Origin of the sequence: Corallococcus sp. AB038B (genome assembly GCF_003668955.1) — a bacterium.
Classification (GTDB): domain Bacteria; phylum Myxococcota; class Myxococcia; order Myxococcales; family Myxococcaceae; genus Corallococcus; species Corallococcus exiguus.
The window spans coordinates 14,974-34,234 of sequence record NZ_RAWO01000014.1 but is presented as its reverse complement, the minus strand read 5'-3'; the positions used below and the strand labels follow the sequence as shown (position 1 = coordinate 34,234).

Sequence of the window (19,261 nt, the reverse complement as noted above, 5' to 3'; positions counted from 1 at the left end):
CTACCGCACCCCGAGGTCGCCGGGCGCCGGCTGGGCCTTGGCGCAGCGCCACTCCACCCGCTGCGGCATCGCGAGGCCGAGCGTCAGCACTCCGATGAGCGCGAAGCCCACGTTGGTGCTCTGGGTGACCTCCGCGAGCGCCTGGCCCTGGCAGTTGTCCACCCGGGGCCGCTCCTGGACGAGCCCCCAGCCCAGGGACCAGAGGACCTCGCCTTGCGGTTCGGTGGCGCTGGCCCCCGCGGCGCCGGGCGCCTGGACACGGTAGTGCGCGCAGGCCGAGCTCAACCCCAGACACAGCAACGCCGCCGCATGCTTGGACATGCTCGAGCATGGGCCCGCCGGAGGAGTGGGACCATGCGGTCAGTGGTCGCGGAATTCTGTCTGACACTTCACGCACACGCGCCACCGTCATGCGTGTAGGGTGCCCCACGTGCTCCTCGCATCCCGCACCGTGCTGGCCGTGACCCTCGGGATTGCCATGGGTGTGGCGGTCGGTCTCGGCGGCTTCACCTTCGCGTACGCGAAGGGCTCGTCCTACCTGCGGGACGACCCTGCCGCCTGTGCCAACTGCCACATCATGAACGAGCAGTACGACGGCTGGCGCAAGAGCAGCCATCACGCGGTGGCCACCTGCAACGACTGCCACACGCCCGCGGGCTTTCTGCCCAAGTACTACACGAAGGCGAGCAACGGCTTCTGGCACTCCTTCTACTTCACCACTGGCACCTTCCCGGACCCCATCCGCCTGCGTCCGGGCAACCGCGTGGTGACGGAGAACGCGTGCCGCAAGTGCCATGCTCCCATCGTGGAGGCCATCGAAACGCCCCCCACGGGCCACGGGCAGGTGGCCCCCGGTGAGCAGCTCCAGTGCCTCACCTGCCACAACTCCGTGGGTCATCCCGAAGGGTCGGGGAACCCCGAGCTCATCCGTAAGGAGAATGCACGATGACCGAGCCCGAGAAGGCTCCGGAGAAGCGCCAGCGGTTCAGCGGCACAAAGCTCGTGGTGGCGGTGGCGGTGGCGGCGGCGCTGGCCTCGGCGGGCGTCACCGCCCTGCTGGTCAACATCATGGAGCGCAAGCAGGAGGCGAGGAACCCCTTCTACCGGGTGGTGGAACTCGACGACACCATCACGGACCCCGCTGTGTGGGGGAAGAACTTCCCGCTGCAGTACGACGGCTACAAGCGCACGGTGGACCAGAAGCGCACCCGCTACGGCGGCAGCGAGGCGGTGGCGCGCACGCCCACCCAGGCGGACCCTCGCTCGGTGGTGGCGCAGAGCCGGCTGGAGGAGGACCCCCGCCTGGTCACCATGTGGAGCGGCTACGCCTTCGCCACCGACTTCCGCGAGGAGCGCGGCCACGCGCACATGCTGGAGGACCAGGTCTTCACCCAGCGGCAGCAGGTGACGCAGCAGCCGGGCACCTGCATCCACTGCCACGGCAGCGTGTACGTGCCCTACAAGAAGCTGGGGGACGGGGACCTCATCAAGGGCTTTGAAAAGATGAACCAGATGCCCTTCGCCGAGGCGCGCAAGCTCGTGGAGCACCCGGTGTCCTGCATCGACTGCCACGACCCCTCCACCATGCAGTTGCGCGTCACGCGCCCCGGCTTCATCGAGGGCATCGCCGCGCTCAAGGCCAGCCAGGGCGTGCCCGGCTTCAAGGTGAACGAGGACGCCACCCGCCAGGAGATGCGCACGTACGTGTGCGGGCAGTGCCACGTCGAGTACTACTTCAAGGGCAAGGAGAAGCGCCTCACGTACCCCTGGGCCAAGGGCATCAACGTCGATCAGATCATGGCCTACTACGACGAGGACGGGCACACCGACTGGACCCACGCGCTCACCGGCGCGAAGGTCCTCAAGGCGCAGCACCCTGAGTTCGAGATGTACAACCAGGGCATCCACGCGAAGAGCGGCGTGGCGTGCGCGGACTGCCACATGCCCTACCAGCGCGAGGGGGCCATGAAGATCAGCGACCACCACGTGCGCAGCCCGCTGCTCAACATCAACCGCGCCTGTCAGACGTGCCACAAGTGGAGCGAGGCGGAGCTGCTCAACCGGGCGGAGACCATCCAGACGCGCACCTTCCAGACGCGCAACATCGCCATGGACGCGCTGGTGGACCTCATCCACGACCTTGAGAGCGCACGGAAGGCGGGAGTGCCCGACGAGTCACTGGCCAAGGCACGCGACCTGCAGAAGCGCGCCCAGTTCTACCTGGACTTCGTGGAGGCGGAGAACTCCATGGGCTTCCACGCGGACCAGGAGGCGGTGCGCATCCTGAGCAACTCCATCAACTTCTCACGCCTGGGCCAGAACGCGCTGCGGCCCGGCGGAGGGGCCTCCACCGCCCCGGATCAGCGGCCCGCGGGAGCACCCCCAGCCACGGGAACTGGGAGCGCTCCGCAGGGCTCGCGGTAGGCGGTCAGTACTTCACGCGCACCAGGAAGACGTCGCCGCGCGTGGGCTTGAACTTGTCCACGCCGAAGTCGGTGACGCGGTCTGTGTAGCCGAACAGCACCGCGTCGCCGTCCGGCATCAACGTCACCGCTGGCACCGCCTCCACGCCGTACAGCTCGCCGCGCGCTTCTGGCGCCGTGCCCAGGAAGAGGCGCGAGGCCAGCGGTTGCCCCGTGGGGTCGAAGCGCTGGGTGAAGAGCTGCGCGGACCCCAGGCCGTCCGGGCCCGTGGCGCCGTTCTCCAGCCACGAGTACGTGTAGCCCACCACCAGCACCTCGCCGGTGGAGTGGATGGCCACGCCCTGCACGGATGCGTCCACGCCCAGGTCGCGCGCCCAGCGCTCGGTGCCGTCGACGCCCGTCACCACCACGAAGGGGCTGGGGCTGGCCGCGCCCTTCAGCGCCGCGCCCGCCCAGGAGAAGCTGCCCTGGAAGTCGCCGCCCGCCACCACGTCACCGGCGGCGTCGCGGCTCACGTCGCGGACGCTTCCCTTCACGCCAGGCCGCGGCTTCGCCCAGCCGAGCGCCCCGTCCTGCCCGTACAGCGCCACGAACGGGCTGCCTGAACCGGAGCCCTGCGTGACGTTGGTGCCGAAGCGCACGGTGCCCGTGTATCGCCCCGCCACCGCCACGCTGCCGTCCGCGCCGGGGGCCAGGGACAGGGGCTCGGCGCCCGCGCCCGCGGACTCCGCGCTGCCCACGGCGAAGGCGCGCTCCGCCGTGCCGTCCGCCGTGAACACCGCCACGCCGGCCGAGGCTCCCTTCACCTCGTTGCCCAGGTCCACCGTGCCCGGCGCCGTATAGGCCACGTACAGCCGGCCCTGCGCGTCCGCCGCCACGTCCTTCACCGTCAGCTCACCGGGCACCCGGTGCGCCCAGAGCGTCGCGCCATCCGCGGACAGCCTCGCGACGATGGCGCCGTCGCTGAGCTTGCCCGTGCCCAGGTCCACCGTGCCCTGGATGTTGCCGGCCAGGAGCATGCCGCCCGCGCCGTCCGACGCCACGCGGGCCCGAACATCCGCGCGCAGCGTTTCGGGCGTGGAGTCCACGCGCACGTCGTACGCGTGCGTCCACAGCGTCTGCCCCGCGCCGGAGCGCCGCGTGAGGACCAGCTCCACGGCGTCATCCGTGGGCGTGCGCGCGTCCAGGTCGTCGTAGCCGTGCACGGCGGCGGTGAAGAAGTCGCCCGTGGCGTCCACCGCCAGGTCCAGCGCCAGGTCGTCCTGCGCGGCGCCCTCCTTCGCGAACCACATCGTGGCCCCGGATGCGGGCGGCACGGTCCCCGGCCCCTGGACCGGAGGCGGTGGTGTCTGTGGGTTCTGATTGCCCGGCGGCGTCTGCGTGCCGCTCCCTGGGGGTGGAACCTCGCCCGGTATCGAAGGCTGCTCCGAGGGTGGGCACCCCAACTTCGAATCCTGGCAGTTGTCCGGATCGGGCTTTTCAGCCCCGCCTCCGCACCCCCACCCTCCGCCAAACGCGAAACCCAGCACCGTCGCTCCAACGACAGTCCGGCGCCACCCCCGCCCCAGATACATGGAATCCCCTCCGTGTAGGGCAGGGTTCGCATGCCATCCCACACCGGCAAATACGGCGCGGAAGGTTGCTCGGCCGCCCGCTGTCGGACGGCGCATGTATCGCGTGGGTGGGGTTCGCGACGCCGCGGATGGGCGACGCGAGCACCCACGAAGGTCCTCGCGTTACCCACGCAGGCACAAAGCCAGACACTACCGCCAGAAGCCGATGGAGACGCCCCAGTTGGAGTAGCGGCTCGCCAGGTCGAACGACGCGGTGATGGACCAGTCCTCCCAGTAGCGCAGCACGAACAGCTCGAAGCCACCGGTGAGGTGCGGCCGGGGGTTCCGGTCCCGGAAGGGGGACGGCTCCAGCCACGTGCCCGCGCGCAGACGCAACAGGCCCGGGAAGGTGTCCCATTCAGCGCCCAGGCGCGGCTGGAAGGTCGGGGTTTCGCCCACGGGCTGTGGCTCCGTGGTGATGGCGAGCGAGCGCGACGCCACCGCGTTGCTCACGCTGGAGATGAGGTCCACCTGCGCGGTGATGAGCCACCGGCCGGCCAGCGCGTCGCGAGGCTCCTCCTCCGGCACCGGCAGCGCGTCCCCGTCCACCTGGAGCTGACGCCGGGCGGCGGGGGACAGCCGGTTGTAGCGGTGCGCGCCCTCGCCCAGCCGCCAGCTGGCGCCCAGGGACAGCACCGCGGGCGACACCACGGCCGCGTAGACCTGGCGGCCCGCGATGAAGGGACTCTGGCCGTCATCGCGGCGCCAGCCCGCCACCACCTCCGGACGCACCGCCACGCCAATGCGGTAGGGGCGCCCGTGCGGACGGAAGAGCATGTCCACCGCCACGCCGGTGTCGCCGTAGCGCCAGGACTGGTCGCCCATCTCGCTGAAGCTGGCCTGCGCGGAGAAGATGCCCAGGGACAGGATGAAGTCGTCCTGGCCGAAGGCGATGGAGCCCGCGAGCGTGGACTGGGTGAGGGAGACGCGCAGCTTCTCGCCCTCGCCCCGGCAGCCCAGGGTGAGGCAGTAGCCCGTGCGGCTGTTGCGCCAGAGGAAGCCGATGCCGAAGCGCTTGTATTGCAGCATCAGCGCGCCCAGCAGCTGGCGGCTGTCCACGGTTTCGTCGGCCAGGCCGTCGTTGTCCACGTCCCGGCGCTTGGTGCCGGTGAAGGGCAGGTCCAGCCAGGACAGGGTGACGCCCAGGTCCCAGTCGCGCTCCAGCGACGCGCTGCGCTGGGCCAGCGCGGCCAGGTTGCTGGAAACGCCTGCGGCGCCCTCGGCGATGCCCACGTAGGCGCCACCCAGGCCCACCACGCGCGCGGACCCCAGCAGCGCGCCGGAGTTGAAATACAGACGTTCCGGACGGGGCTCCGTGGGAGCGTCGTCCTGGGCCAGGGCCGGGAGCGCGGCGAGTGACACCGCGCACGCCAGGGCCGCCAGGGTGCTACGCACGCCGTGAATCACCGGACAGCGGCCCCTTCGCTGAAGAGGCGGTCCGCCTCCGCCGCCAGGGCGGAGTCGCGGGACGTGAGGCCGCCCGCGTCGTGCGTCACCAGCGCCAGCGTCACGTTGCGCCACCGGATGTCGATGTCCGGGTGGTGGTCCGCGGCCTCCGCGGCCTTCGCCACGCGCTCCACGAAGGCGATGCCCTCCAGGAACGAGGGCGCTTCGTAGGTGCGGCGGAGCATCCCGCCCTCGTGTTTCCAGGCGGGGTGCTGGGCGAGGAAGGTCTGGAGCGCATCCGGGGTGAGCAACGTGCGGTCGTAGGCCATGGCGGCCGTTCTACCCGCTCCCCCGCCCGATGGAAGCCCCGGCGCGTTCAATGCGCCGGGCTCCTTTGTCTCATTTCACGCGCGCGAAACCGCCTGCTTCCACTTTTCCAGGTGGCGCGCGCGCACCTCCGGCTTCATCTTCGGCTTGAAGGTCCGGTCCGCCTTCCACGCGCGGCGGATGGCGTCCGGGCTGGTCCACACGCCCGCGCCCAGGCCGCCCAGGAAGGCCGCGCCCAGGGCCGTGGTCTCCAGGTTGCGCGGGCGGACCACCGGCACGCCCAACAGGTCCGCCTGGTACTGCATGAGCAGGTTGTTGGCCGCGGCGCCGCCGTCCGCCTTGAAGACGGGGATGTCCCGTCCGCTGTCGCGGCGCATGGCCTCCGCCAGGTCGTGGATTTGAAGGGCCACGCCCTCCAGCGTCGCGCGCGCCAGGTGCGCCACGGTGGTGGAGCGGTCGATGCCAGCGAACAGGCCGCGCGCCTCCGGGCGCCAGTGCGGCGCGCCCAGGCCCGCGAGCGCCGGGACGAAGACGACGTCGCCAGAGTCCTTCACGCTGGCGGCCAGCGCCTCCACGTCCGGGGCCTTCTTGATGACCTTGAGGCCGTCGCGCAGCCACTGCACGGCGGCGCCCGCGATGAAGGAGCTGCCCTCCAGCGCGTAGTTCGTGGTGTTGCCTATCTTCCACGCCACGGTGGTGAGCAGCCCCGCGGTGGAGCGCACCGGCTGGGTGCCGGTGTTCATGAGCAGGAAGGCGCCGGTGCCGTAGGTGCACTTGGATTCGCCGGGGTCGAAGCACGCCTGCCCGAAGAGGGCCGCCTGCTGGTCTCCCGCCATGCCCGCGACGAGCACGCCGTCCGGCAGGCTGCGCATGCCGCGCGTGGTGCCGTACACCTCCGCGTTGCCTCGGATCTCCGGCAGGCACGCGCGAGGCACGCCCAGGAGCGAGCACAGCTCGTCATCCCAGTTGAGCGTGCGCAGGTCCATGAGCAGCGTGCGGCTGGCGTTGGACACGTCCGTGACGTGGGCGACGCCGCCGGTGAGCTTGTGGACGAGCCACGAGTCGATGGTGCCGAAGCACACGTCGCCGCGCTCGGCGCGCTTCTTGGCGCCCTTGAGGTGCTGGAAGAGCCAGGTGAGCTTGGTGCCGGAGAAGTAGGGGTCCAGCACCAGGCCGGTGACTTCCCGCACGCGGGGCTCGACACCCTGGGCCTTGAGCCGCTGACAGATGTCCGCGGTGCGGCGGTCCTGCCAGACGATGGCGCGGGCCAGGGGCTCGGAGGTCTCGCGGTCCCACAGGCCCGTGGTCTCGCGCTGGTTGGTGATGCCCACCACGGCGATGTCGCGGCCGGTGAGGCCGGCGTCCTTGAGTGCGCGGGCGATGCACCACTCGCTGGTGTTCCAGATGTCGATCAGGTCGTGCTCCACCCACGACGGCTTGGGGAAGTGCTGGGGCAGTTCCTTGTAGGAGCGGCCCACCACCTGCAACCGGGTATCGAGGATGGAGACGTGGGTCCCCGTGGTGCCCTGGTCCAGCGCCAGGACGTATTTCGCCTTCGCCATGCGTGCGGAGCCTCTTTCGTCGGCCAGTGGCCGGACACGGAAGGGGACCCTACTCCAAGAGAAGGCGCCGCACCGACGGAGCGTGCGGGATGTCAGGCACCGGGAGATGTCCGCGGAACGCTCCCGTGCCTGCGTGGGGGGCCATGGCGGCGCGCCTTGCCGGGGGAAGTCCACGGTACTTCCCGGCGCTGCCGTGCACGGCGGCCCGCTTTCAGTAACCCGTGGCCCTCGAGCGGCTGTTGAAGTAGCGGCGCAGGCCGTAGGCGCCCAGGCCCGCGAGAATCATCCGGCCCAATGAGCCGCCCGCGCCGGAGGACCTGCGTCCCCGGTATCCGTAGCCGATGGGACGGCGGCCATAGGCGCTGCGTCCGCGGTTCCAGCCACTGCCCCTGAAGACACTCCGTTGTGACGCGCTCAGCGCGCCCAGCAGGTTGGATAGCAATGCCATGGTGTCACTCCGTGGTGAGGGGTACGGGCCCCGAGCGACCTCGACGGGGGTCGGACCCGTGAAGGACGTGCGTGCGTTGAAAGGTGGGTCTCACACCGTGTGACGACACCCCGTGTCGAACGGGATCCGCGAAAGCCCGTGTCCCGGGCCGGAGGGCAGGCGGGCGGGTTGGGGGACGGCGGGTACGGGAGCGCGGTGGATCCGGATGCATGTCATTGGGCGAAGGGGGCACTGCCTGCCTGGCCCACGAACGGAAGCCTCGGCCGGGTGAGGCGTGGCCCACCCGGTTCCCTGCCCTGGGGCGCGTCTCCAGATTGCGGTCCAAGAGGGCGCACCTCCGGCGCCCCCGCCTCAATCACAGTCAACGCGCTGGATGTGCAGGACACGCGAGGTGCTCGGACCGAGGAAGACCCTCGGGATGACGGAGCCGGCGAAGGAGTAGTCCGGCGGTAGGCAGTCACCCACTGCGTGGGGGTCCGTCATCCCTGTGGGACGGACCCCCATGTTCTTTCAGGCGCGAGGGATGAGGCCCTGGTCGCGCAGGAAGGTCACGGTGTGGGCCACGCCGTCCGCGAGCGGGGTGGGGCGGAAGGCCAGCTCCCGCTGGGCCTTGGCCGCGTTGACGCGAGCCTCCCAGCGCATGAAGGACAGCTGTCCGGGCGCGACGAGCGGCGTGAAGGGGAACACGCGCGCGAGCGGCGCGGACACGCGGGCCAGGGCCTCCATCAGGAAGACGGGCGCGACGGCGGGAGGCTTGCCGGCCCCGGCGGCCTGGTGGATGGCGAGCGCGAGGTCCGCGTTGCTCGCGTACTGGTCGGCGACGAGGTAGCGCTCACCGTTGACGCCGCGCTCGGCGGCGGCGAGGTGCACGTCGGTGCAGCCGTCCACGTGGACCACGGACATGCCGCCCGGCGGGAGCAGCGGAGCCTTCTTGTTGAGCAACTGGATGAAGAAGGAGTTGAGCCCCACGTGCACGGGGCTGGGCCCGTAGACGGCGGCCGGGTTGACGAAGACGACGTCCAGCCCCTGCTGGCGGATGGCCTCCACGGCGCGCTCGGCGTCCTGCTTGGAGCGCTCGTAGACGGTGGGCTTGGGGTGCGGGTCGATATGCGCTTCGGTCAGCTCGCCGCCTCGGGGCGCGGCGAAGACATCCATGGTGGACGTGTAGACCACGCGTCGCACCTTCGCGGCGTGAGCGGCGGACAGGACGTTCACGCTGCCCTGACGGTTCACGCGGTCGAAGATGGAGTCGTCCCGATGCCACTGCTCCGGCATGCCCGCGGCGTGGAAGACGAGCTCCACGTCATGCAGGGCGGCGGGCAGGGTGCCCGGGGACGTGACGTCACCCTGGACGAGGTGCACGGAAGAGGGGAGCAGCTTCGCGGCACGGGCCACGTCCCGCACGAGCGCGCGGACCGAGGCGCCCTGCTTCACGAGCCGATGGGCGATGGCGTTGCCGATGAGGCCGGTGGCCCCGGTGACGAGGACGTTCATAGATAGATGAGCAGAAATAGCAGGCCGCCGATGGGCAAGGACGAAGTGGCAGCTAAACGCAATGAGCTATGGCGAGAGGGCAGACTCTCTGACGGCATTCAAATCGTGGTGAATAGGTTCGTGGCGAGTTGTACGAAGGATTCTCTCAAGTTTGTTGTTGCCAAATAGCCTTGAGGCCATTTCCTTGTCGAAGCCAAGCTGTGTCAGTTGTCTTAATGTCCCGTCTTCAGCAATCTCGAATGCTTCTTTCCGGGTCTCGACAAGTGCTAGTATTTGAGGAAGCATAATCTTCGGGTTTAGTTTGATGCTCTTGATGAGGGTTTTTGAGAAGCGAGCCCAGTTGGGGCTTGGTAGCCCGGTTGTTGATTGTGCGCGGATTCGGTCTAGTCCCCAAGCGGCCCATTTTAGCGCGTAAGGACGTGCCCATTGAAGTGCGCGAATAAGATCTTCTGGTTTGTTGGTAAACTTGTCGACTAGCTGTTCCCTGAATCGCTCGCTGATATTTTTAGCGTCCTGTGGCGGGACAGCTTGTTGGCCGGCGTCGGATGACGTGAAGAGATGGATGACCCAGAATGCAATCTCTATGTTTAATTTTAGCGTTCTGTCGATCTGGGTGTTGAGAAGCGCGAGCAGTTCGCTTTGAGGTGGTTTTTTGTTTATCATCATCAGCCAGATCGACATGATGCCTGGGGTTGCTGGCTGATTCTTGTCCGGGTGCACCTCGTTTCGGATGTGAAAGTCTATTATGTGTGTGAGTAGTTGGAGGATTTGCTCTGGGGTGACAAGGTTTGTGAGAAACGCCTTGAGAGAGGGCGGTTCTGTCTCTATAGACAGGGTTTGGACAATCTGAAGATCGCCTGTCTTGATCCACCGCTCGATGAGTTGAAGTGCCAGTTGATCGCTTTTCTCGCGAGACGGTGGTTGTTGAAAAACGTAGCTCTCCCAGTACGGAGTATGCGTGGAACCGAGTGCTTGGGGGCGGCTTCGGAGTGTATTGTTGCTGGGAACCCCTTCTTCCCATCCGGGGAAGAGCTCGGTTAATAAAAACCGAAGTGCTGTCGAACGCTCTATGCTTTCGGCATTTAGTAGTTCGGTGGCTTCGGTAAAAAATTGCGACTTTTCTTTTTTTGAGAATTGGCCTGTGCCGTGTCGAAGTGTATCAATATGCCTGGAAATGGAGCTATGTAGTAAGGGGAAGGTGGACTTTATCGTGGCGGCAATGATTAGGTCTACGAGGTCTATTTCCCCATGCAATGTCTCCCAGGCGTCGGCAACCCATCTGAGTGTTTGCTTGAGTTGTCGCGGTGTTGATAATAATGTGGCTATTGAGTTTGGGATGTCCGGCGATTGAGTCGATGTTGAGAGGACGGGTAGTTCCTCCGTTGAAGAGTTTGGGTTGATTCTGGATATTCCGTTGCGTGGAGGGGCTGTGATGTCGAGCGGAAATTTAGCCGATAGGGTTTTGTGGAGTTGTTCTATTGTTTTCCTTGTAAAATGTTCGTTTAGTGGGGGTATGTCGATGGTGAATCTGGCTAGTTTCTCAAGATCGAATCGAAACTCGGCGGCAGAGGATGCGAGGATGATTTGAATTGAGCTTAGATTTGAAAGCTCATTCAGTAGAGCGCGCAATGGAGCCAAACGAGCGTGCTCTGGTTCTGTGGCAGACCGATTTAGGCCAGCAAAGCGCTCAAAGTCTTCGATCCAAAGGATGATTTTTATGCGTGTTGCTAGTGCGACATGGTCAATTTTCTTTAGGACGACAGAAGGCTGTTCTGGTCTTGCCAGTCGTATGGCTTTTATCCAAGGCAGCCCCGTCCCTTCAATGGCGTCGACATAATCTGCTGGGAGGCCTTTGAGTGGGAATATTGCAACGTGTTCGGCGAGCAGTTCGGAAACGGCGCTCAGGATTCCCGATATGGCTGCTTGAGTTGAGTCGAACGGCCAGAGACTGACTTGGCAGATGTATACGCCTTTTGTGTTGGTTGAGGATGCGATTTTTTCGGAGATGAGGTTGAGGATTGAGGATTTCCCTGCGCCTGTTTCTCCGACTAGTGCGATGGTAGGCTCTGTGTCTGACAGTATTAGGCTTGAGAGTCTATTTGCGATTCGAGAGTGGTTGAATCGATCGTTGAGGTGAGTGCTGATGGGGGCGTCATCTGCAAGCCAAGTTAGTATTGGATGTGGCTCGTTCGAAGGAGGAACGACAGTTCGGCTTGAGGGTAAGCGGCGAAATAGAGATTTGGCGTGCGCTAGTAGCTTGACTGTTGTGAACGCTGCGATTGGAAGGGCTGGGAGGAGAAGGAGGTAGTGGATGGTTTCCGATAGGGGGGCATCTGGAATGCATGCTGGGGAGAGAAGTTGTTGTGGCTGGAGGAGACCATGCGTGATTGTGAGGAGTGCACCGATCGTCGCAGGTATCCAGATCGGGGGGTATGATTTGAGATGCTTGATTCCTAGCAGTGGTGTTGGACGAACGTCGAGTCCGCGCCACAGTGCGACTGTTGTGAAAAGTGCGAGAGTGACGGTTCTTGTTATTCCGAAGGAGATTATTTTTTGGCAGTCCAGCGTTTTGAGTAGCGTTGCGCTGAGTCCGTAGCCGGCCAGTGTTAGTGCTGTGATGTCTATCCATTTGCTTGGATGTTTTTCTTTGGTGCTCATTGTTTGAGGGCTGGCGCGAGGGCGGCTGGGGGACTATTGCTGGGAATTGGTTGGTGGTGGGGGCGATGCTGGATTCGCTGGGCTCGCTGTGGTGGGGGCGATGCTGGATTCGCTGGGCTCGCTAATGCTCAGGCATGAATGCATCCATCGCGCACATGAGGCCCACCGGCGTGCGCGGCGGACAGGGCGTTCACGCTGCCCTAGCGGTTCACGCGGTCGAAGATGGAGTCGTCCCGATGCCACTGCTCCGGCATGCCCGCAGCGTGGAAGACGAACTCCACGTCATGCAAGGCGGCGGGCAGGGTGCCCGGCGACGTGACGTCACCCGGGACGAGCTGCACGGAGGAGGGGAGCAGCTTCGCGGCGCGGGCCGGGTCTCGCACGAGCGCACGGACGGAGGCGCCCTGCTTCACGAGCCGATGGGCAATGGCATTGCCGATGAGGCCGGTGGCCCCGGTGACGAGGACGTTCATGGGCCGGCAATCTAGCCGGAGTCACCGGTGCCGCGCGCCACGGGGCTCGGGGCGGGAGCGCAGCCCGTCGAAGAACATTCCGGTGAGACGGGGGATGCGCTTGGGGTCCGAGGCATCCTCCGAAGCGGCGAGGGAGATGGCCATCGCCATGCAGACCACGTCATCCAGGAGGATGTCGCTTCGCACCTCGCCCGCGCGCTGGGCGGCCTCCAGCAGGCGCTGGCCCTCGGCCGTCGTCGCGTCACAGCCCTGGGTGTGGTTCTTTAGGACGATGCCCAGTGACGCCGCGAGCCCCTTGTACATGCCCGCGGAGTGCACGAGCTCCGCCAGGAAGACGCGCAGCGCTTCGAGCGGGGGCAGGGCCTCTGAACGTTCGCGGCTCTCCTTGGCGAGCGTCAGCAGTTGTTCGTCACACGTCGCGGCGAGCAGCGCCTCCCGCGAATCGAAGTGTCGGTAGAGCGTGCCGATTCCGACCTCCGCCCGCTTCGCCACGTCGCTGAGTGACGCGTCCGCGCCGCGTTCGGAGAACACGGCATGCGCCGCCGAGAGCAGCCGCTCCCGGTTGCGCCGCGCATCCGCGCGCAAGGCTCCGCCCGTCGCGTCCTCCACCGGCGGATTCTTCGAAGGCTTTGCTCTCACTTGCGAAACGGAGGATAGCTCCGTATTTAAGCGGAGCAATCCTCCGCTTATCAAGGGAAAGGCTGGACCAGATGGCGACGAAGAGCGAAGTCGTGTTGGTGCTGGGATCGACGGGGCAGCAGGGCGGCGCGACGGCGCGCGCATTGCGAAAGGACGGCTGGCGGGTCCGTGCGCTCGTGCGGGACCCGGCGAGCGCCAAGGCCCGGGAACTCGAAGCGGCGGGCGTGGAGCTGGTGCGCGGGGACATGGGGGACCGCGCGTCGCTCGACCGTGCGGTCGCGGGGGCGTATGGCGTCTTCAGCATCCAGCCCAGCTCGGCACAGGCGAGCTACGGCGTCACGGACGCCGACGAGGTCCGCTTCGGCACATCCATCGCGGACGCGGCGAAGGCGGCGGGCGTAGAGCACTTCGTCTACACGTCGGTGCTGGGGCTGCGTCCCGGCACGGGTGTGGACCACTTCGAGACCAAGTGGCGCATCGAGGAGCACGTCCGGGCCAGTGGCCTTCGCGCGACCATCGTGCGGCCGGGGACCTTCATGGAGCTGCTGCTGGTGCCGGACTTCGGCCTGACACGGGGGGCGCTCCAGTTCTTCATCCAGCCGGAGCAGCCCATGCAGTTCATCGCGGGGGAGGACATCGGCGTACTGACCGCGCGCGTGTTCGCGGATCCGCGCACGTACGTGGGGACCACGCTGGATCTGGCGGGAGACTCGCTCACCGGCAATGAACTCGTGGAGAAGATCGGCCGGGCCACCGGGACGTCCATTTCCTACTCACGGTTTCCGCCAGAGATGCTTGCGGCGAGCCCGATGCTGCGCAAGCTCGTGAAGCTCTTCGATGATGGCTTCGTGTTCGAGAGCGCGGACATTCCGGCACTGCGGCGGCTGGCGCCAGGCCTGCTCACGTTCGATGCGTGGCTGGAGCGCGGGGGCGCCGCGGCGATCCGGGAGCGCTTCGCGGTCTAGAACGCGACGCAGGGCAGGGAGTCGATGCGCAGCACCGACTCCTGGTCGTACTGGCTCTTGTATTCCTCGCGGATGGTATCGACGTCCGCCGAGCGCGCCGCGCTGCCGTCGTGCAGCAGCACGAGGACCTTGGTCTGCTCGTGAATCAGTTCACCGGATTCCAGCCGGTACTGCCCGTTGGCGTCGTACACGGTCAGCCCGTCCTGGAAGCGGGGCGTGACGACCGTGTCCACGAAGGCCTGGAACTCGGCCTCGCTGACGGGCTCGTTGCCCACCCGGTTCCGGCCGAAGTACAGGTCCGTCTGGTACTGGGGATCTCCCACCCTGCATTTCAGGTCGTCATCGTCGTGCCCGCCACACGCAGTGGCACCCATCGCGAACACGAGGGTCAGCCCCAACAACAGCCGTGAGGAAACGGCGGTCATCCCTGGAAAATGCATCGCGGGTCACTCCGGGAAAATGGGAGGGGAGCATGACCGGCTGTTTCCATGCGTGGTAGAGCGACTCCGGTACGACTCGGAGGCGTGCGCCATGACAGGAGCCATCAGCCTGGAAGCACTGGCGGAGTACATCCAGGACGCGTTCAAGGACGTGCACATGGACACCTCCACGCCCGACCTCTTCTTCTTCGCGGGGGACGAGCGGAAGCACCCCTTCGCGACCATCGTCACGCGGGACACCGAGTTCGATCATCACTCGGAGCTGGACCGCGACGACGTGTTCCGGCTGAACCTGGGCTTGAGCAAGGAGAGCTTCCAGAAGCTGTTCCCGGTGCTCGACCCGCGCGTGGACTACACGGACCTGGACGTACTCCTGCCACACCCGGCTTACTCGCGGATGTTCTGGCTGAGCGTGCTCAACCCCAGCCACGAAACGCTCCGGCTGCTGCGCCCGTACCTGAAGGAAGCCCACGCCATCCAGGTGAATCGGGCCGCCCGGGGCTGAGTCACGGCGTGCGGCTGCGCACGGTCTCGTCGCTCCGAGGCACGTCCGCGTACCGAATCCAGTTCATAGTTGCTCCTGTGAAGTGGAAAGGCGCGTGACTGCGACGACTACGGGATGGAGTAACAGCGCCTAGCGAAAATGCGGACTGGGGTGATCAGTAGCAAGTGCCATCACCAGTTTGAGGTTCATGGTCCGCGAACTCGTTGCCGACGCCTTCTGGCCGCGCGTGGCACCGCTGCTGCCTCCGCCACGGCCCAAGAAGAAGCTGGGCCGACCTCGGGCGGATGACCGGGCGGTGCTGGAGGCCATCGCCTTCGTGCTTCGCAGCGGCATCCCATGGGAGATGCTGCCTTGCAAACAGCTTGGCCTGCCGGGCATGACGGCCTGGCGCAAGCTGGAGGACTGGACGCGGGCCGGCGTGGGGGAAAAGCTCCAGGAACGGCTACTGGAGGAGCTGGAGCTGCGCGGCAAAGTGGACTTCTCCCGCGCCTCCATCGACTCCTCGTCCGTGCGGGCGTCAAAAAGGGGGCCCTCACGGGCCCAAGCCCAACGGATAGAACGAAGGCGGGTAGCAAGCAGCATTTTCTCGTAAAGGCGCACGGTCTGCCCCTCACCGAGTCAGTGACGGCAGCCAACGTGCACGACACGCACGAGCTCTTCCCCCTCGTCGACTCCGTGCCTGCGGTGCGGATGCCGTCGGGGCAACGCAGATTCCGGCCCGCGAAGCTCCATGGCGACAAGGCGTATGCCTCCCGGAAGAATCGACGAGGGCTGCGCTTACGCGGAATCGCCGCCCGCATCGCACGCCTGGGCGTCGAGTCCAAAGAGCGGCTGGGACGCTACCGCTGGGTCGAGGAGCGCCTATTGGCTTAGAAGAACCAACTGTGCCGCCTTCGCGTCCGTGACGAGCGCAGGGACGATGTTCACTTCGGCTTCCTCGTCCTCGGCTGCTGCCGCATGCTCCTACGCCACCTCTCCTGGCATTTGTTCGGAGCTGTAAGCCTGTGTCGAGACCTCAAGCCAATGAAGTCCATATTCTATAGGCGATCGACACCCTGCGTATAGTCTCCGTGTAGGTTTCGGCAGGAGGCGCTGCGGGAAGGAGGTTGTTTAAATTTCGATGCAGCTCATGGATGGATATGCGTGACTCTTCCTTTGTCAGAAATTGCAGTGCACGCTGCTCTGGGGTTCGGAATCCATCTCTGAGGCATGCTGCCGCCGAATCCAGCGCTGAGTCGAGCTCAGGAGTTTCTTGTTCTTGGATTTGTATCCGTCGAACCCTGGCAGTTATTGCCAAGCCGTAAGAGAGGGTTGGAACCACTCGTAGAACGAGTTCGCGCGCATTGGTGCAGTAACTAAGCTTGTTGATAGGCGTGCCTAGTTGAAGCTCAATCTTGTTCAGCGGTTCGCCACTCATCCAAAGTTCTAGGGCATTCTTGAGGAGGCATATTGGAGGAAGAGAGTTGGGGTTCTCGATTCCCTTCGTCAGTTTGGGAAGAATCCGAAGTGAGGTGTCAGTTCCGAGAAGAGCTTCAGTTCTGCCGGAGTCAACTTGTAGCCAGTGAATCCACCAAGTCGTCCAATCAATTGGCGTGCTTGGCCAGTTGCCTTGAAGGTTCGAGATGTCGGCGGCGAGTTGGTTGATTAAATCAAAAGATAGCCCGGTTGCATATGATAGGTCGAATTGCCAATTCGCTGGGCCTTGCGGCACCCGGCTTGTTCGGATGGCAATTAGGGATGCTACTTTATCGGCATACTGCTTTGACGTGCCGTTACTGCGAGCCTTGAATGCAGAAAGTGAATTGTTGATGTGGCTAGCTGCCGAATCAGGGGCTGCGGGCAGGCGATTCAGGAAATAGTCGGCATCAGCAGTGAGCTTGGTGTCGACTGTGTATTGTTGCATTATGTCCAGCCATTGTTCGATTGGGTCCGTTATGGTGAGGCATTGATCGCTCTTTGAGAATATGTTCTTCTGCATTTCCAGCCAGTGCTGTGTAATTTCGTTCTTGGCCTTGTCAGTGTAGACAACCGTGCCGGGGACAACCAGGGCTATCCCATGGGAGCCGGTGGTTGCTCGACCTGCACGGCCCGCAGCATTGAGAAGTTCATGGGCCGTTAACGGGCGCATGGTGCTCTGATCTGCTTCGTACCTGTCATCGCCCGCTATGATGACAGCTTCGGCAGGCAGATTGATTCCCATCGAGAGAGTTGGCGAAACAACCAGTACGGTTGCTCCACTGGGACGCGAAAAATAACGTTCGCTCAGCTTGCGCTCGACTGGAAGCAATAGCCCGTGATGTATGGCTACGTCGGCAGATATCAATCCATCGACATGTGCTTGGTCGCCCAGTTCCAATGCTGCCGTGTCGAGCAGTTTTTGCTCGTCCTCATGTAGGGAAGGCTTGCTAGCTCCAAGGATGCCAGTGGCAAATTCGCCGAGTGACTTCGTGTGGTCTGGTATTTGAACCAAAACCATTGTCTTTATGTTCGTCTTCGAGAAACCTGTTGCTATCTTCGCTGCCACTTGGTTTCGATTGGCTGTTAGGTGCCATTGCCGAGGATTGCTTGGAAGGCCGGACGCCTTGAGTGGTACGTTGGAGTCTAGCAAGGGTTTTAGGGCATAGTCGTCTGATTCGGCTGTCCAAGAGTGGCGCAGGCAGAATAGTCCATACGGTCGTGCCAACAGTTCTCGTTGCAATGCCGCTGGCGGACCTTTGGTTGTTGATCTGCGCCTGTATTCGCCAATCGTTGCGTGGAGGGTAGATATGTCGCTCTTGCTATAGACGACGCATCCACGAGCTTGCCGCGTCGGGCGCCATGCAAGGTCGAGTGCTATGGCTGGCCGGCCCGTACGTTCTTGAATCCATGCAGCGAGTTCGGACGCGTTTTCCATCATGGCGGAAATCAGGACGTAGTCTGACTTATTTGCCAATTTGAATAGATTGAGCAGGCTCAGCATCGCATCTAGACTTCGGCGGTCGTTGACTCCTTGTGTGGGGTGGAGGATATGGCACTCGTCTAGTATTATGAGGCCGACATGATCGAGTTTTGATGACCCTGTGCTGATTTGGGCTAGGCACGACTCCGGAGTGCAGATCGTAATCTGGGATATGCGCTCAGTCTCGTCCGTGCTGACTTGGTCCGCTCTGAGTGAATTGCTCAGTACTTCTCCGAAGGCTGCTGCCAAATCAGTTCGGAATTGCTCGATAAGCGAATGGGTTGGAGCTAGTAGCAAAACGTCTCGTTGAGACAAGAGCGTTGCTGCTATCTTGAGCTGCACCAGGGTTGATTTGCCAGCTCCAGTGGGGAAACTGATTGCCGACGACGTTCCGTTGGCAAGGAATCCCCTCTTAATGGCGTCGACGTGATTCAGCCACAGGAATGGGCGGCTTGTGGCAGCTTCAGATAAATACCTACTCCAACTGGTTGGATCTGTCCCGCTCGGTGTGGGTGTGTTTGTTATTGCGAGTAGTCGTAGATTCTTGCTTGAGTGAATTAGCAGTGTTGCGAGGTGATGGGGTCCACTTAGAGTGGCATAGATATTCGGTTGTGGATCGACAGGGTCGAAAGTGGCTTGCGTTGAGGGCGCGTTGAATCCAGGGGGGAACATTTGCTCTGACGAGAGTTGCTGCACTTTGAGAAATGTGCCTTCCGATTGGGGAGGGGCATTGATTCGGAGTATTTCGTCTGAAAATTGTCTAACCCCTAAAAAGAGCTGCTCCCAGAGCGCATTCGTCGCATCTTGTAAGGATGGCTCGGCGGAGATGGAAATTGCCGGAAGTGGCAAGGCTAATGCTTCGCCTGGGCGCCCCTCAGCGAGCAGGATGATGGACTGTATGAGGGCATCGGCAATTGTGTCTCCTGGTACATACTTTTTTCTAATTGTCCTGGCGACTTCATGGGCATCGGGAACTGCTGCTGCAATGTGGAACAGCAAGAGCGCCGCCAGCGCCGATGAGATGGCGTTTGTCTGAAGGTGGCTATCTGCTGCTTGTGGCGAATTTTTCGCGGCAGGGTTCGTGATTCCAGATGCTTGGTGGACTAGGTGGTGGGCTGTTGCTGAAATGAAAGCGCAGGATTTTTGTTCTGATGAGCCCGTTTCAAGAAAGCATGAGATGGATTCGTATGTGTTTGCAAGATGGCGCAGCCAATTTATATTGTTCTTGAGGTCTTTGTCATCTTGATCCAGAGGCTGATTTGCAATGCGTAGCCGGAGTTCGGTGATTGCGGTGAAGGCTGCTGTTAACTGCTTGGGGAGATTGGATAGATCGAGACCTTCGAGTGGCCGTGCTGATTGGATTAATTTCTCGGTAATGGAATCGTACATT

The 19,261-nt window shown here is 63.8% G+C and carries 16 protein-coding genes and 1 pseudogene; 5 read left to right on the top strand and 12 right to left on the bottom strand.

All coding sequences use genetic code 11. The features are described from left to right. Nucleotides 1-321 carry a hypothetical protein gene (locus tag D7Y04_RS44645; protein ID WP_158627644.1) on the bottom strand — a complete coding sequence of 107 codons (321 nt, stop codon included), beginning with the start codon at nucleotides 319-321 and terminating at the stop codon, nucleotides 1-3. Between the two features lie 109 nt (nucleotides 322-430). Between D7Y04_RS44645 and nrfH the strand changes: the two genes are divergently transcribed. Beyond that, nucleotides 431-949: a cytochrome c nitrite reductase small subunit gene (nrfH, locus tag D7Y04_RS35760; RefSeq protein WP_172818484.1), complete on the top strand. Its 519-nt coding sequence runs from the start codon at nucleotides 431-433 to the stop codon at nucleotides 947-949. Beyond that, nucleotides 946-2,424, top strand: coding sequence for an ammonia-forming cytochrome c nitrite reductase subunit c552 (locus tag D7Y04_RS35755; RefSeq protein ID WP_121762232.1), 1,479 nt, complete (start codon nucleotides 946-948; stop codon nucleotides 2,422-2,424). The genes nrfH and D7Y04_RS35755 overlap by 4 nt, the downstream gene beginning before the upstream one ends. 4 nt (nucleotides 2,425-2,428) lie before the next feature. Here the strand turns inward: D7Y04_RS35755 and D7Y04_RS35750 are convergent, their stop codons facing one another. The 9 genes from D7Y04_RS35750 to D7Y04_RS35710 all read right to left on the bottom strand — a co-directional run bounded on the left by D7Y04_RS35750 (nucleotide 2,429) and on the right by D7Y04_RS35710 (nucleotide 12,993). Next, nucleotides 2,429-3,739 carry a hypothetical protein gene (locus tag D7Y04_RS35750; protein ID WP_147477268.1) on the bottom strand — a complete coding sequence of 437 codons (1,311 nt, stop codon included), beginning with the start codon at nucleotides 3,737-3,739 and terminating at the stop codon, nucleotides 2,429-2,431. A 447-nt stretch (nucleotides 3,740-4,186) separates the two neighbouring features. Further along, on the bottom strand, nucleotides 4,187-5,431 hold the full coding sequence (locus D7Y04_RS35745) for a hypothetical protein (protein ID WP_233601736.1): 1,245 nt from the start codon (nucleotides 5,429-5,431) through the stop codon (nucleotides 4,187-4,189). A gap of 8 nt (nucleotides 5,432-5,439) precedes the next feature. Next, complete coding sequence (locus tag D7Y04_RS35740) at nucleotides 5,440-5,751, bottom strand: 4a-hydroxytetrahydrobiopterin dehydratase (RefSeq protein ID WP_121762230.1); 312 nt, start codon at nucleotides 5,749-5,751, stop codon at nucleotides 5,440-5,442. A gap of 75 nt (nucleotides 5,752-5,826) precedes the next feature. Continuing rightward, nucleotides 5,827-7,311, bottom strand: coding sequence for a glycerol kinase GlpK (gene glpK / locus D7Y04_RS35735; protein ID WP_121762229.1), 1,485 nt, complete (start codon nucleotides 7,309-7,311; stop codon nucleotides 5,827-5,829). Between the two features lie 211 nt (nucleotides 7,312-7,522). Next, nucleotides 7,523-7,759, bottom strand: coding sequence for a hypothetical protein (locus D7Y04_RS35730; RefSeq protein ID WP_121762228.1), 237 nt, complete (start codon nucleotides 7,757-7,759; stop codon nucleotides 7,523-7,525). Nucleotides 7,760-8,269: 510 nt separating this feature from the next. Continuing rightward, nucleotides 8,270-9,253 carry an SDR family NAD(P)-dependent oxidoreductase gene (locus tag D7Y04_RS35725; RefSeq protein ID WP_120598212.1) on the bottom strand — a complete coding sequence of 328 codons (984 nt, stop codon included), beginning with the start codon at nucleotides 9,251-9,253 and terminating at the stop codon, nucleotides 8,270-8,272. A 66-nt stretch (nucleotides 9,254-9,319) separates the two neighbouring features. Further along, nucleotides 9,320-11,911, bottom strand: a complete 2,592-nt coding sequence (locus D7Y04_RS35720) for a P-loop NTPase fold protein (protein ID WP_121762322.1) — start codon at nucleotides 11,909-11,911, stop codon at nucleotides 9,320-9,322. Between the two features lie 200 nt (nucleotides 11,912-12,111). Next, nucleotides 12,112-12,384, bottom strand: a complete 273-nt coding sequence (locus D7Y04_RS35715) for an SDR family NAD(P)-dependent oxidoreductase (protein ID WP_121762227.1) — start codon at nucleotides 12,382-12,384, stop codon at nucleotides 12,112-12,114. Between the two features lie 21 nt (nucleotides 12,385-12,405). Continuing rightward, on the bottom strand, nucleotides 12,406-12,993 hold the full coding sequence (locus D7Y04_RS35710; RefSeq protein WP_233601735.1) for a TetR/AcrR family transcriptional regulator: 588 nt from the start codon (nucleotides 12,991-12,993) through the stop codon (nucleotides 12,406-12,408). Between the two features lie 101 nt (nucleotides 12,994-13,094). On the opposite strand from D7Y04_RS35710, the gene D7Y04_RS35705 reads away from it, so the two are divergent. After that, a complete protein-coding gene (locus D7Y04_RS35705; protein WP_121762225.1) occupies nucleotides 13,095-13,988 on the top strand; it encodes an NmrA/HSCARG family protein in 894 nt (297 codons plus the stop codon). Here the strand turns inward: D7Y04_RS35705 and D7Y04_RS35700 are convergent. Continuing rightward, complete coding sequence (locus D7Y04_RS35700) at nucleotides 13,985-14,413, bottom strand: DUF3574 domain-containing protein (protein ID WP_233601734.1); 429 nt, start codon at nucleotides 14,411-14,413, stop codon at nucleotides 13,985-13,987. The two genes, D7Y04_RS35705 and D7Y04_RS35700, sit on opposite strands and share 4 nt — an antisense overlap. Before the next feature lie 106 nt (nucleotides 14,414-14,519). Here D7Y04_RS35700 and D7Y04_RS35695 point away from each other — a divergent pair, with 106 nt between their 5' ends. Continuing rightward, complete coding sequence (locus D7Y04_RS35695) at nucleotides 14,520-14,933, top strand: DUF6194 family protein (RefSeq protein ID WP_121762223.1); 414 nt, start codon at nucleotides 14,520-14,522, stop codon at nucleotides 14,931-14,933. A gap of 187 nt (nucleotides 14,934-15,120) precedes the next feature. Beyond that, nucleotides 15,121-15,869: pseudogene (locus D7Y04_RS46965) on the top strand (IS5 family transposase); the annotation flags it as partial. 79 nt (nucleotides 15,870-15,948) lie between these two features. On the opposite strand, the gene D7Y04_RS35685 reads toward D7Y04_RS46965, so the two are convergent. After that, a complete protein-coding gene (locus D7Y04_RS35685; protein WP_121762321.1) occupies nucleotides 15,949-19,260 on the bottom strand; it encodes a DEAD/DEAH box helicase in 3,312 nt (1,103 codons plus the stop codon). Nucleotide 19,261 lies beyond the last annotated feature (1 nt).